At 45.8% G+C, this 14,642-nt stretch carries 9 protein-coding genes; 3 read left to right on the top strand and 6 right to left on the bottom strand.

The window, feature by feature from the left end; all coding sequences use genetic code 11:
* Positions 1–104: 104 nt before the first annotated feature.
* A complete protein-coding gene (locus K0H61_RS00045; RefSeq protein WP_220050779.1) occupies positions 105–3,302 on the top strand; it encodes an amidohydrolase family protein in 3,198 nt (1,065 codons plus the stop codon).
* A 99-nt stretch (positions 3,303–3,401) separates the two neighbouring features.
* Here the strand turns inward: K0H61_RS00045 and K0H61_RS00040 are convergent, their stop codons facing one another.
* On the bottom strand, positions 3,402–3,974 hold the full coding sequence (locus K0H61_RS00040) for a DNA-3-methyladenine glycosylase I (protein ID WP_220050778.1): 573 nt from the start codon (positions 3,972–3,974) through the stop codon (positions 3,402–3,404).
* A 117-nt stretch (positions 3,975–4,091) separates the two neighbouring features.
* Here K0H61_RS00040 and glyQ point away from each other — a divergent pair, with 117 nt between their 5' ends.
* Both glyQ and glyS read left to right on the top strand, forming a co-directional pair.
* Complete coding sequence (gene glyQ, locus K0H61_RS00035) at positions 4,092–4,997, top strand: glycine--tRNA ligase subunit alpha (protein ID WP_011070431.1); 906 nt, start codon at positions 4,092–4,094, stop codon at positions 4,995–4,997.
* A gap of 10 nt (positions 4,998–5,007) precedes the next feature.
* Complete coding sequence (glyS, locus tag K0H61_RS00030) at positions 5,008–7,074, top strand: glycine--tRNA ligase subunit beta (protein WP_220050777.1); 2,067 nt, start codon at positions 5,008–5,010, stop codon at positions 7,072–7,074.
* A 59-nt stretch (positions 7,075–7,133) separates the two neighbouring features.
* Here the strand turns inward: glyS and K0H61_RS00025 are convergent, their stop codons facing one another.
* The 5 genes from K0H61_RS00025 to dnaA all read right to left on the bottom strand — a co-directional run bounded on the left by K0H61_RS00025 (position 7,134) and on the right by dnaA (position 14,642).
* Complete coding sequence (locus K0H61_RS00025) at positions 7,134–8,174, bottom strand: HDOD domain-containing protein (protein ID WP_220050776.1); 1,041 nt, start codon at positions 8,172–8,174, stop codon at positions 7,134–7,136.
* Between the two features lie 281 nt (positions 8,175–8,455).
* Positions 8,456–10,873, bottom strand: a complete 2,418-nt coding sequence (gyrB, locus tag K0H61_RS00020) for a DNA topoisomerase (ATP-hydrolyzing) subunit B (RefSeq protein WP_220050775.1) — start codon at positions 10,871–10,873, stop codon at positions 8,456–8,458.
* Positions 10,874–10,889: 16 nt separating this feature from the next.
* Entirely contained in the window at positions 10,890–11,972 is a 1,083-nt protein-coding gene (gene recF, locus K0H61_RS00015) for a DNA replication/repair protein RecF (protein WP_220050774.1), read from the bottom strand.
* Positions 11,973–12,137: 165 nt separating this feature from the next.
* Positions 12,138–13,238: a DNA polymerase III subunit beta gene (gene dnaN, locus K0H61_RS00010; RefSeq protein WP_220050773.1), complete on the bottom strand. Its 1,101-nt coding sequence runs from the start codon at positions 13,236–13,238 to the stop codon at positions 12,138–12,140.
* 21 nt (positions 13,239–13,259) lie between these two features.
* Entirely contained in the window at positions 13,260–14,642 is a 1,383-nt protein-coding gene (gene dnaA / locus K0H61_RS00005) for a chromosomal replication initiator protein DnaA (RefSeq protein WP_220050772.1), read from the bottom strand.

Below are 14,642 nucleotides of genomic sequence, written 5' to 3'. Positions count from 1 at the left end.
AAACAGTATTTCGTTTTCATCTACATCAATATTGCGATAACTTGTCTCAGCATTAACAGAAGTTAATCCAAATCGATTACGCCAAGAAAAAAACAGGATTGTCCATGCTGAGACCCAAATTATCTCCACTTTATATTGCCCTGCTTTTAGGGATTAACAGCGCTCACGCTGACACAGCAAATGCACAAAAACCAACTTGGGATGTGAATGCTCCAGCAAATGCACCGCTAGAAAAAGTAAAAATTGATGTCACCGAAGGTACTTGGATGAACCTAAGTATCAGCCCCGATGGTAAGCAGCTGGTATTTGATTTGCTCGGTGATATCTATCAAATGCCAGTAAGCGGCGGTGAAGCTAAACCTCTTGCTAAAGGTATTGCTTGGCAAATGCAGCCCGTCTATAGCTCAGATGGCAAACACATTGCCTTTACTTCAGACGCCGATGGAGGTGATAACATCTGGATCATGGATGCCGATGGTAGCAATCCACGTACCGTCACCACCGAAACCTTCAGGTTGCTCAACAGCCCAGCTTGGAGCCCAGATTCGCAATATCTGATCGGTCGTAAACACTTTACTGCCAGTCGTAGCTTAGGCGCTGGGGAGGTTTGGCTTTACCATGTAGCCGGTGGCGAAGGCGTAAAACTTACCGAACGTCCGAATGAAGAGAAAGACCTAGGCGAACCCGCCTATTCACCCGATGGCCGTTACATATACTTCAGCCAAGACGACACCCCAGGCAAAACCTTCCACTACTCGAAGGACTCAGTAAACGGTATCTACAAGATCAAACGCTATGATACCCAAACAGGCAAAATTGAAATCCTAATCCAAGGCACGGGTGGCGCAATTCGTCCGACACCGAGCCCCGATGGCAGCAAGCTTGCCTATATTAAGCGTGATGATTTTCAGTCATCACTGTATCTACTCGATTTAAAGTCGGGCGAAAGCAGCAAACTTTACGGCGACCTCGACCGCGACATGCAAGAAACTTGGGCCATTCACGGTGTCTATCCGACGATGGCTTGGACTCCCGATAACCAAGATATTTTTTTCTGGGCTAAGGGAAAGATCAACCGACTCAATGTAGCAGCAAAAACCGTAGCTACAGTTCCCTTCAGCGTTAAAACTGAATTAGATGTTCAACCTTCGGTACGTTTCAAGCAAGACATAGATAAAGAAGTATTTGATGTCAAAATGCTGCGGATGGCGCAGGTGTCTCCCGATGGCAGCAAAGTTGCCTTTGAAGCCTTAGGAAAAATTTGGCTTAAATCACTACCCGATGGAAAGATGTCTCGTCTGACTGAACTTGGAGATGATATAGAAGAACTTTACCCACAATGGTCACGTGACGGCAAAAATATCGTTTTCACCACTTGGAATGACCAAAGCCAAGGCGCGGTACAAATCATTAGTGCTAAAGGTGGTAAACAAAAACAACTGACATCTGAACCGGGTAAATATATCGAACCTACCTTTTCACCCGAAGGTGAACTAGTTGTGTATCGCAAGACTAAAGGCGGTAATCTGACGCCACGTTCTTGGTCACAAGAACCCGGCCTATATAAAGTCGATATCAAAACCAAACTAAATACCAAGATCACCGCAGATGGTTATCAACCCCAGTTTGGTGCAACCACTGACCGTATCTATTTTATGGAAACCGGTGAATCTGAAACCCCACAACTCTCGTCCATCAATCTTGATGGATTTGATAAACGCGTTCATTACAGCAGCAAACACGCAACTGAATTTAGAGTATCACCCGATGGTAAACAGCTCGCCTTCGCGGAACGTTTCAAGGTTTGGGTAACGCCATTCGCTAAGCATGGTGAAACCGTTGAGATTGGCCCCAATGCCAGCAACTTACCAGTTACTCAATTAAGTGTTCGCGCGGGTGAAAGTATTAGCTGGAACAATAACAGTGACCAACTTTATTGGACCCTAGGCCCTGAGCTTTATCAGGCCAATGTAGACACGCAATACAGCAAAGTTACTGAATCCAGTACCCCCAATATCATCAATATTGGTTTCACTGAAAAATCTGATGTTCCACGTGGAACTGTCGCCTTTGTCGGTGGCAAAGTCATAACCATGGAAGATGATAAAGTCATTGATAATGGTGTGGTCATCGTTAAAGACAATCACATTGTGGCTGTTGGCGATAATATTATTGAAATCCCCAAGGGTGCTCAGATCATCGATATTACAGGTAAGACAATAATGCCAGGACTGTTTGATGCACACGCTCACGGTCCTCAAGCCGATGATGAAATCGTGCCTCAACAAAACTGGGCTCTCTACTCAGGGCTATCTTTGGGGGTGACAACCATCCATGATCCATCGAATGATACCACCGAAATCTTCGCCGCGTCTGAACAGCAAAAGGCGGGAAATATCGTTGGCCCTCGCATTTTCTCAACTGGCACAATTCTCTATGGTGCGAATGCTCCAGGTTATACCTCGCATATTGATTCACTTGACGATGCAAAATTCCATCTGGAAAGGTTAAAAAAAGTCGGCGCGTTCAGTGTTAAGAGTTATAACCAGCCGCGCCGTAACCAACGCCAACAAGTCATAGCTGCCGCTCGCGAGCTAGAAATGATGGTCGTGCCAGAGGGCGGCAGCTTACTGCAACATAACCTCAGTATGGTGGCTGATGGCCATACAACGGTAGAACACTCCTTACCTGTCGCCAGTATCTACAATGATATTAAGCAGTTTTGGAGCCAGACAAAGGTCGGTTACACGCCCACATTAGTGGTCGCCTACGGTGGTATTTCAGGTGAGAACTATTGGTACGATAAAACCGATGTCTGGGCACATCCACGTTTATCAATGTATGTACCGAACGATATTCTGCAGGCACGCTCAATGCGACGTCCCCACGCGCCCGATGGTCATTATAATCACTTTAATGTGGCTAAGGTTGCCAATGAGTTTAATAACTTAGGTATTCATCCCAACATCGGCGCCCATGGTCAGCGTGAAGGTTTAGCCGCACATTGGGAAATGTGGATGTTTGCGCAAGGTGGGATGAGTAATATGGAAGCGCTGAAAACAGCAACAATTAACCCAGCCACCACCTTCGGCTTAGACCACCAGCTTGGTTCAATTAAGACAGGCAAACTTGCTGATTTAATCGTAATTGATGGTGATCCACTAGCTGATATCAGAGTGACAGATAAGGTCTCCTACACTATGGTTAATGGCAAACTGTTTGACTCCGAGACCATGAATCAACTCAATGGTGATAAACGCCAACGCAAACCATTTTTCTTCGAAAAAACGACGAAAATGTAGTGCTAAATAAGTAACCAAATAAGGCATGTTTCACGTGGAACATGCCTTAATTTTTTAGTGGTAATTTTGAAGATCGTGTAACAATAATCTTAAGGAGTGCTATTTAACACAACAGGCATCATAGGCAATACAATCGACTAAATGGTCGTTCACCATACCCACCGCCTGCATAAAGGCATAACAAATAGTCGGTCCAACAAAATTAAAACCTAGCTTTTTGAGCGCTTTCGACATAGCTTCAGACTCTGGGGTTTGTGCTGGTACTTCAGTCATTGACGTAAAACTATTCACTAAAGGTTTACCACCCACAAAACTCCAAAGGAACGCCGAGAAATCCTTACCCTCTTGAGTGTAGGCTAAATACCCTTTTGCATTGCGGATGATCGATTGAATTTTAAGGCGGTTACGCACTATGCCCGTATTTGCCATCAACTCCTCTACCTTAGCATCATCAAAGGTCGCAATAATTTCAGGCTCAAAATTCGCGAAGGCCTCTTCGTAATTCTTCTGCTTTTTTAGGATGGTAATCCAAGATAGCCCTGCCTGTTGTCCATCCAAACACAACTTGGCGAACAACTCCTTGGGGTCGTAAACCGGTCTGCCCCAGACATGATCGTGATATTCACGATATAGCGGGTCGTTGCTTACCCAATTACAACGAACTTCTTCCATGGCTTACTCATCTCAAGTTTTAACAATGAAGGTAAAAAATAACCTACATAAGCAGAGATCTACAAGGTATAATCGAAACCATTTTCTATTACAGCTGACGGCAGTAGACAAGTAGACATGACGACGAAACACGACGTAAAAACATTTCAGGGTTTCATCCTAACCCTGCAGGAATATTGGGCGCAGCAAGGCTGTGCAATTGTTCAACCTTTAGATATGGAAGTGGGCGCTGGTACATTCCACCCGCAAACCTTCCTACGCTCTTTAGGGCCTGAGCCAATGAGCAGCGCCTATGTGCAGCCATCGCGCCGCCCTACCGACGGTCGTTACGGTGAAAACCCTAACCGTCTGCAGCACTACTACCAATTCCAAGTCGTGTTAAAGCCTTCTCCTGATAACATCCAAGAACTCTACTTAGGTTCACTGCAAGCTCTTGGTATTGATACTCAAATCCACGACATTCGCTTTGTGGAAGACAACTGGGAATCACCTACATTAGGCGCTTGGGGTCTAGGCTGGGAAGTCTGGTTAAACGGCATGGAAGTGACTCAGTTTACGTATTTCCAACAAGTCGGTGGCTTAGAATGTAGCCCTGTAACGGGTGAGATCACCTACGGTTTAGAACGTCTTGCTATGTACATTCAAGGTGTTGATAGCGTTTACGATCTTGTTTGGACCGACGGCCCTATGGGTCGCATCACCTATGGTGATGTGTTCCACCAAAACGAAGTTGAGCAATCAACCTATAACTTTGAACACGCCGACGTAGACTTTATGTTTGCCCTGTTCGACCAATGCGAAAAAATGTGCCAGCACTTATTATCGCTTGAAAAACCATTACCTCTGCCCGCCTATGAGCAAGTGATGAAAGCCTCACACGCATTCAACCTGCTCGATGCACGCCACGCCATTTCTGTGACTGAACGTCAACGTTATATCTTGCGCGTTCGTACTATGGCTAAAGCCGTTGCTGAATCCTATTATCAGGCACGCGAAGCGCTTGGCTTCCCAATGTGTAAGTAGAGGTAATTACATGAATTTTGAAAACTTACTCATCGAGTTAGGCACTGAAGAACTGCCGCCAAAGGCACTGCGTAAATTAGCAGAGTCTTTCCTCGCGAACTTTACTGAAGAACTGACTAAAGCCGATTTAGCATTTAAATCTGCCGTTTGGTACGCAGCGCCACGTCGTCTAGCGATTAACGTTACCGAACTGGCACTTGCTCAAGCTGATAAAGTCGTTGAAAAACGCGGCCCTGCTGTGAGTTCTGCTTTCGACGGTGAAGGTAAGCCAACTAAAGCGGCTGAAGGTTGGGCACGTGGTAACGGTATTACCGTTGACCAAGCCGAGCGTTTAGTTACCGACAAAGGTGAATGGCTAGTTTATAACGCTAAGGTTGAAGGCGTTGAAACCAAGAGCCTAGTAGCTGATATGGCGCAGCGCGCTCTGGATAAACTGCCAATTCCAAAACCAATGCGCTGGGGCAGCAGCAAAACGCAATTCATTCGCCCTGTTCACACTGCCACTATGCTGTTAGGCAGTGAGTTAATTGAAGGCGAATTGCTAGGTATTAAATCGGCACGTAATGTTCGCGGCCATCGCTTTATGGGTACTGGCTTCGAGCTTGACCATGCTGACAACTACCTAACTCTGCTGAAAGAAACAGGTAAAGTCATTGCGGATTACGAAAGTCGTAAAACCTTAATCAAAGCGGATGCTGAAAAAGCGGCAGCTTTGATTGGCGGCACTGCCGACATCGAAGATGATCTCCTAGAAGAAGTCACCTCTCTGGTTGAATGGCCAGTCGTGTTAACCGCGAGCTTTGAAGAGAAGTTTTTAAGCGTTCCTTCAGAAGCATTGGTTTACACCATGAAGGGTGACCAAAAATACTTCCCAGTATTTGATGCAGCGGGCAAGTTACTGCCAAACTTCATCTTCGTTGCTAACATCGAATCTAAAGATCCTGCACAAATTATTGCCGGTAACGAGAAAGTGGTTCGCCCACGCTTAGCAGACGCTGAGTTCTTCTTTAATACCGACAAAAAGCACACGTTGGAATCGCGTTTACCGAGCCTTGAGACTGTGTTGTTCCAAAAACAACTCGGCACCCTCAAAGACAAAGTCACTCGCATCTCTGCCCTAGCCGCCTTTATTGCTGAGCAAACTGGCGCCAATGCAATTGATGCTGCCCGAGCAGGTTTATTGTCTAAAACAGACTTAATGACCAACATGGTAATGGAATTTACCGATACCCAAGGCACTATGGGTATGCACTATGCCCGTCTAGACGGTGAAACCGAAGCCGTAGCGCTGGCGATGGAAGAACAATACAAGCCTAAGTTCTCTGGCGATACAGTTCCTACTGCTGCCGTTTCTTGCGCTGTTGCCCTAGCCGACAAGCTTGATACCTTAGTGGGTATTTTCGGTATTGGTCAGGCTCCAAAAGGCGCAGCAGACCCATTCGCACTTCGCCGTGCTGCTATTGGTGTGCTACGTATTATCGTTGAAAACAAGTTGCCACTGGACTTAGTGACTCTGATTGCTAAGGCTCAAGAACTACACGGTAGCAATCTTAGCAATGCAAATGCTGCGGATGAAGTACTGGAGTTCTTAATGGCTCGTTTCCGTGCTTGGTACCAAGATAAAGGTATCGATGTTGACGTGATTCTTGCCGTTTTAGCGCGCCGTCCAACTCGCCCTGCTGATTTTGATAGCCGTATCAATGCGGTATCTCACTTCAGAAGCTTAGAAGCTTCTAGTGCACTGGCTGCGGCGAATAAGCGTGTGTCTAACATTCTGGCGAAAGTGGAAGGTGAATTACCGACTGCGATTAATGCCACTCTGTTAGCGGAAGCGGCTGAACAGGCATTAGCGGCTAAGCTTACCGAACTACAACCTCTGCTTGCACCACTGTTTGCAAACGCCGATTACCAACAGGCACTAACCCTGCTGGCGAACTTACGTGAAAGTGTTGACCAGTTCTTCGAAGACGTCATGGTAATGGCAGATGATGAAGCGCTGCGTAATAACCGCTTAGCTCTGCTGAACAACCTGCGTGAGCAGTTCCTGCATGTTGCGGACATTTCATTACTACAGTAATGAGTCATTAAATTAAAAAACGCGCCAATTGGCGCGTTTTTTACTTGCAATTTTTAAACTTAGAATTGCTGCAATTTTTGATGTAACTGCTCGAACTCATCTCTATCTAACATTACTTGTTCTAATAACTTATTCAGCAGTTCTGGAGAGAGTCTTTCGGCCTGCAGTAACATTGAAATCTCACTGATGATATTTGCCTGCCATACTACCGGCGCTAAACCATCCATAGGGCGTTGAGTCACATTAGCGAGCCTATCGAGCTCTATTTCAAATGCCTTAGGTAATTGCCAATGTTTTGCTAATAAAGCACTTAAGGTTAACGACTTAGATGTCATCACCTGCCGAAATAGCCAGGAATTTGGTTGTTCACCCGGTTCAGCTTGAACAAACGCATCAAGCAGCATTTTAAAAATCGCCAACTTCCCTACATCGTGGAGTAAGCCAAGTAAAAATGCCGTATCACTATCTTCTTCGCTTAACTCACTGGCTAGATAGGCAACCTGCATCGAATGGCGCCAAATCTCTGCCCCAAAACGGCGAAAGTATATAGGTTTAATGTCGAGCATCTCGCGAACTAGACAGCTCGTCACAAAACGCCTGAGCTGCTCCCTACCCAGCTGAATCAATGCCTGCTGTAGGCTAGTCACATCCCTATCACCACGCTTAAACGCGGGCGAATTACAGAGTTTAAGTACCTCCACACTTAGTACTGGATCACGCTCAATTAAGGCCAATAACTCTTTGATATCGAAGGCTGGATCTGCGAGCTTTTTATCTAATTCCAACACCTTGGACGGCAGTTTCAAGACGGTTTCTGCTATCACATCGGGGGATGTAAGCGCAGATTCAACTTCCCGAATCACACGCCGCTCAAGATTGTTAGCCACGCCACCAACATCCTTAGCTCGCACGGAAAACAACAGACTGTAGAAGAGTGCGGCAAGATCGACGCTGAGAATGGTACTGGTTTCTTCGGCGGGTAATTGTTTGGGTTTAGGTGCGACGGGCTTACCCAAATCGGTCTGAGTAAAACTCTTTGGTCGCTGAACAACAGCACCCTCTCGAACATTGAAAATCTTATTAAATATGGACTTTATCAAAATAGGCTACCCTTTTTGAGTCTTAATAAATTTCCCGTCAATCTCTGAAGTTTATATGCTATCTCATCCTTTCATCGGCTTTTTTCGCATCAATAATTCTCCATTGTTTTTGTTATTTGATCAGGGTAGCAATTCCATTTCAAAGGCGACTGTTCCACGTGAAACGCGGCTTAATGGGTGAGTTTTTAAGACATACGAATAACTTCTACTGCGAAAAAAGAAATAAAAAAGGAAGGCCTAAGCCTTCCCTTTCAATATCCATTAGAAACAACCGTTATCGATTATACGTCTAAGTTCGCCACGTTAAGCGCGTTTGCCTCGATAAAGTCACGGCGCGGTTCAACTTGGTCACCCATCAAACAGGTAAACAATTGGTCAGCACCCACAGCATCATCAATGGTGACTTGCAGCATGCGACGAGACTCTGGATCCATTGTGGTTTCCCACAATTGCTCAGGGTTCATCTCACCCAAACCTTTATAACGTTGGATATAGAGACCACGTTTCGCTTCTGAGATAGTCCAATCTAAGGCTTCGATGAAGCTACCCACTTCCTTCACGCGGTCGCCACGTTGAACATAACCACCGACTTCAATTAGGCCTTCAAGGGCAGCACCTAACTTACCAATGCGTTGGTAGTCAGTTGATTGGAAGAAGTCGTAGCTAAACAAGTAGTGAGTATCGATACCGTGTTTACGAATCGTAATCTTCGGCAGGTACACTTTACGCTCAGGATCCAATACGGGCTCGCCCGAGTACAGTACACCGCTGCTCTCTAATTCAACTAACTCATGAATAAAGGCATCAATCCATTCTTTCATCTTACCTTCATCAGCCAACATCTCATTACTGATCATTGGGTGGTAAAGCATACGATTGGTAATATGCGTTGGATAGCGTTGCTCTAAACGAGCAACAATCGCTTCCACTTCGCGATATTGCGTCACTAAACGTTCCAATGGCTCACCGGACATACCTGGTGCGCCTTGAGAAGGATAAATGCTTGTACCATCCAATGCTTGAGTGGTGAGATACTGCGTTAATGCCGCTTCGTCTTTCAGGTATTGTTCTTGCTTACCTTTCTTCACTTTAAATAAAGGCGGCTGAGCAATATATACATAACCACGTTCAATCAGTTCAGGCATTTGACGGAAGAAGAAGGTCAACAGCAAGGTACGAATGTGCGAGCCGTCGACGTCAGCATCCGTCATGATGATGATGTTGTGGTAACGGGTCTTATCTGGGTTGTATTCATCACGACCAATGCCACAGCCAAGCGCAGTGATCAGTGTTGCAACCTCTTGAGAAGAAAGCATTTTATCAAAACGTGCCTTCTCAACGTTTAAGATTTTACCCTTAAGTGGCAGAATCGCTTGGTTCTTACGATTACGTCCCTGCTTAGCGCTACCGCCAGCAGAGTCCCCTTCCACTATGTAGATTTCTGAAAGACCAGGGTCTTTCTCTTGGCAATCGGCCAGCTTACCTGGTAAACCACCTAAATCGAGAGCACCTTTACGGCGGGTCATTTCGCGGGCTTTACGCGCCGCTTCACGGGCACGAGCCGCATCGACAATCTTACCGACGATTAACTTAGCATCGGCTGGGTTTTCCAATAGATAGTCGTTCAGCTTCTCACCCATGGTTTGTTCAACCGCGGCTTTCACTTCGCTAGAGACTAACTTGTCTTTGGTTTGCGAGCTGAACTTAGGATCTGGCACTTTAACTGAAATAACTGCAGTTAAACCTTCGCGGGCATCATCGCCAGTCGCGTTGGTTTTGCCTTTCTTGTTATAGCCTTCGTTTTCCATGTAGTTGTTGAGGTTACGCGTCAGCGCACTACGGAAACCGGCTAAGTGAGTACCACCGTCACGCTGTGGAATGTTGTTGGTAAAACAGAAGATATTTTCTTGGTAACCGTCGTTCCACTGCATGGCCACTTCAACGGTAATACCGTCATCGCGCTCTTGCATAAAGTGGAATACGTCTTTGTTTACCGGCGTTTTATTGCGGTTTAAATAATCTACGAATGCGCTGATACCGCCTTCGTATTTAAAGAATTCATTCTTATTGTCACGTTCGTCAACGAGGCGAATACCAACGCCTGAGTTTAAGAATGACAATTCACGGACGCGTTTTGCCAGAATTTCGAAGTGAAACTCAACGTCGCTGAAAGTCTCTTCACTTGGCCAGAAACGGATTTCGGTACCCGTCTTAGTCGCATCACCAATCACTTTGATAGGTGCATCTGGCACACCATGGGTATAGAACTGTTCGTGAACTTGGCCTTCACGGCGAATGGTTAATTGCAGCTTTTTAGACAGGGCGTTTACAACCGATACACCCACGCCATGTAGACCACCTGACACTTTATAGGAGTTATCGTCGAACTTACCACCGGCGTGCAATACCGTCATGATCACCTCGGCGGCAGAAACGCCTTCCTCAGGGTGAATCGCAACAGGAATACCGCGACCATCGTCCCTTACAGAGACAGATCCATCCACATGGATGGTAATAGTGATATCAGTACAATGGCCGGCTAAGGCTTCATCGATAGAGTTATCGACAACTTCGAACACCATATGATGTAGACCCGTACCGTCGTCGGTGTCACCGATATACATCCCAGGTCTCTTACGCACTGCATCAAGGCCCTTTAGGACCTTAATACTCGAAGAATCGTAACTATTCTCTGACATATTATTCTCTCAATGGTTATTCAATTACCGTTACACGTCCCTGCTCCACCTGAAACATCCTATCGGGAGGCGTGTGTAACGAATCGACTATTGCCGCAGGCTCAATCGCGGTCACAAATACCTGTGCACCGGTTTCTGCCAACTGTTTCAGCAATAGTTGCCTATGCTGTGCATCCAACTCGGATGGAAGATCATCCACTAGATAAATACTGTTTTTATCTATCTGTTGTTTGAGCAACTTTCCCTGTGCAATACGCAATGCACAGACTAATAATTTCAATTGACCACGGGACAGGGCATCCTGCACCGGTAAACTACCAACACGAAGTCTGAGGTCAGCTTTATGGGGACCGCTGACAGTATGTCCTGTGGCCAAATCTCTGGGATATTGTGATTCGAGAAGCTGCGCAAACTCCGTTTTGCTATCCCAGCCACGGGTGAAAGAAACCTTAACATCGACCCGCGGTAAAAACTCCCCGATTATACCCTTAAGTAGCTCATTTAACGAGTCTACATAACGGTTTCGTATTTCTGTCACCTGCTCACTATAACGCACAAACTCCCTATCCCAATACTGGATATGGCTATAGGGTGTATTGTTCTTAAGAAGCTGATTTCGTTGCTTTAAAACACGTCTTACATTCATCCACGCTACATAGAACTGTGGGTCGGAATGAAACGCCCCCCAATCAATAAACTGCCTGCGAGATTTTGGTCCCTCAAACAATAACGAAAAGCTCTCTGGGGTGATCACTTGAATGGGTAACGTCTCAGCTAAGGTCGATAAGCGTTTGACCTTTTCGCCATCGATTTTGACCTCAGTTTCACCGCTGCGATACCGCCGTAAACCTATTTTGCTCTCACCCCGAGGTAAGGCTAAGTTGGCGAATAGGGTTAACTGTTCATGCTCATTATTGATTACCCGCTGGGATAAATGGCTTCGAAACGAGCGCCCCATCCCAAGGAAATATATCGCCTCAAGAATACTGGTTTTACCGCTACCGTTTTGGCCGTAAATAAGATTAATCCCAGCACCTGGGCTTAACTGCGCCAATTGAATATTGCGAAAAGACTCAATATTAAGACGAACAAGACTCATGGTTTACTCAGTGAACCGAACAGGCGAAATAGGTAAAAACTCTGAGCTGTTATCATACCGCAATAAATGTCCATTGGGGTGCTTAAAGCATTGATGACGAGCAAAGTTTGAATACATATACGCCGCTAAATAGCGGCGTATTGCACAAAGTAGGAAATCAGAAGTCTATAGACGCATTGGCATAACCACGTACATGGAATCTTCTTCCAAGTGGTTTTCGAGTAATGCGCTCGAGTTGCCATCGATTAAGGTGATGCGAACATCCTCAGACTTGAGGTTGTTTAATACATCAAGCAGATAACTAACGTTAAAACCGATTTCGAGTGGCTGGTTTTGATAATCCACGTCGATGATTTCTTCCGCTTCTTCCTGCTCAGGGTTATTGGCGGTGATTTTTAGTAACCCCGCTTCTAACTGAATACGCACACCACGAAACTTCTCATTGGAAAGAATAGAAGCGCGGGTCAGTGCTTGCTTAAAGTGATTACGGCTTGCGATAACGATTTTATCACCACCCTTAGGCAGTACGCGGCGATAATCAGGGAAGCGACCATCAACCAACTTACTGGTAAATACTGTCGTGCTGGTTGTCGCACGAATCGCATTATCACCGATCGCAATCACGATATCTAAATCGTCGGATTCCAGTAAACGCGCCATTTCCATCACGCCTTTACGAGGAACAATCACTTGCTTTTCAGGCAATTGAGCATCAATCACTCTGTGACTTAAGGCTAAACGATGGCCGTCAGTTGCAATTGCGCGCAACATATTACCCTCGGTTTCGATGAGTAAACCATTGAGGTAATAACGCACATCTTGGTTAGCCATTGAAAATTGCGTGGCATCGATAAGTGACTTAAGCACGCCCTGCTTTAAGGTAAATTCGATTTCAGCACGGAACGCTTCCACATTGGGATATTCTTCCGCAGGCAGCGTCGCTAATGAAAAACGACTACGGCCAGATCGCAGTAACCATTTGTTGTCTTGCTGCTCTACTTTTAATTCACTTTGCTCAGGCAAGGATTTAACGATATCTAACAGCTTTTTTGCTGGAACCGTGGTTCTACCTTCTTCAATCTCACCATGAACGACAGCCTGCCCCACCAGTTCGACCTCAAGATCGGTACCAGTTAATTTGAGTGAGTGACCACTTACTTCTACAAGGAGGTTTGCCAGAATAGGCAAATTATGGCGTCTTTCTACCGCACCACAAACCAGCTGAAGCGGCTTTAATAGGGCATCCCTATCAATTGAAAATTTCATAGTGTCCAAGTTCCCTGATTTTTAAGAAGATAAAGTTCTAATCAAGTTAGCGTAATCTTCCTTGATGTCGTGGCTCTCTTCCCGTAGCTGAGCAATTTTACGACAGGCATGTAACACTGTGGTGTGATCTCGACCACCAAAGGCATCACCAATTTCAGGCAAACTTTGGTTAGTTAATTCTTTCGCTAATGCCATGGCGACTTGTCTTGGGCGGGCAACACTGCGCGAGCGGCGCTTAGACAACATGTCTGCCATTTTAATTTTGTAATATTCAGCTACGGTTTTCTGAATATTGTCTATAGTGACTAATTTTTCCTGCAGTGCCAAGAGGTCACGTAAGGCTTCGCGAACAAAATCAATAGTGATCGGACGTCCTGTGAAGTTTGCGTTAGCAATAACGCGGTTTAACGCCCCTTCCAGCTCACGTACGTTTGAACGTAAACGCTTAGCAATAAAGAAGGCCACTTCATCTGGCAGGTTGATTCCACTCTCCTGCGCCTTGCGCATAAGAATAGCAACTCGGGTCTCAAGCTCCGGCGGCTCAATGGCAACCGTTAAGCCCCAACCGAAACGCGACTTTAGACGATCTTCAACGCCGTCGATCTCCTTCGGATAACGATCCGATGTCAGGATGATCTGATGATTACCTTCAAGCAAGGCGTTAAAGGTATGGAAGAATTCTTCTTGAGATCTGTCTTTGTTAGCAAAGAATTGAATATCGTCGATAAACAGGGCATCAACACTGCGGTAGTAGCGTTTGAACTCTTCAATCGCGTTGTTTTGCAGGGCTTTAACCATGTCCTGCACAAAACGCTCTGAGTGCATATAGACGACTTTAGCATCGGGCTTGTTTTTAATGATGCCATTACCTACCGCATGTAATAGATGCGTTTTACCTAAACCTGTTCCACCGTAAAGGAACAGCGGGTTATAGGCACCACCAGGATTTTCAGCCACTTGCAGCGCGGCAGCTTTACCAAGTTGGTTCGACTTACCTTCGACGAAATTATCAAACTGATAGGTTGGATTAATATTGCTGCGATGATTTGCGGTAGCAGCTGGCTCATTTGTATTAAAAGCCGTGCCTACAGACGCTTTAGTTTGTGGATTTGGCACACGCGCAGTCGCCATTGGGGCAGGCTCAGGCTTTTTAGCCGATGGACGACTACCAATATCGAAGCGTAACTTTGGGGCATCACTTCCCATTTGCTCAGTGAAAAACTGATTAATGATGTTGATGTACTTATCTCTAACCCAATCGAGTACGAAGCGGTTAGGCGCATAGAGCACCAAAGTATCCCCATCCATTTCGGCTTGTAACGGTCTGATCCACATACTGAACTGCTGAGCAGAAAGCTCATCTTGCAGTCGTCCGATACATTGCTGCCAAAGTGAAACCGCCAC

The organism is Shewanella acanthi (assembly GCF_019457475.1).
GTDB lineage: Bacteria > Pseudomonadota > Gammaproteobacteria > Enterobacterales > Shewanellaceae > Shewanella > Shewanella acanthi.
Note: the sequence above shows the minus strand (reverse complement) of the source record. Positions and strands in the feature narration are given on the sequence as shown.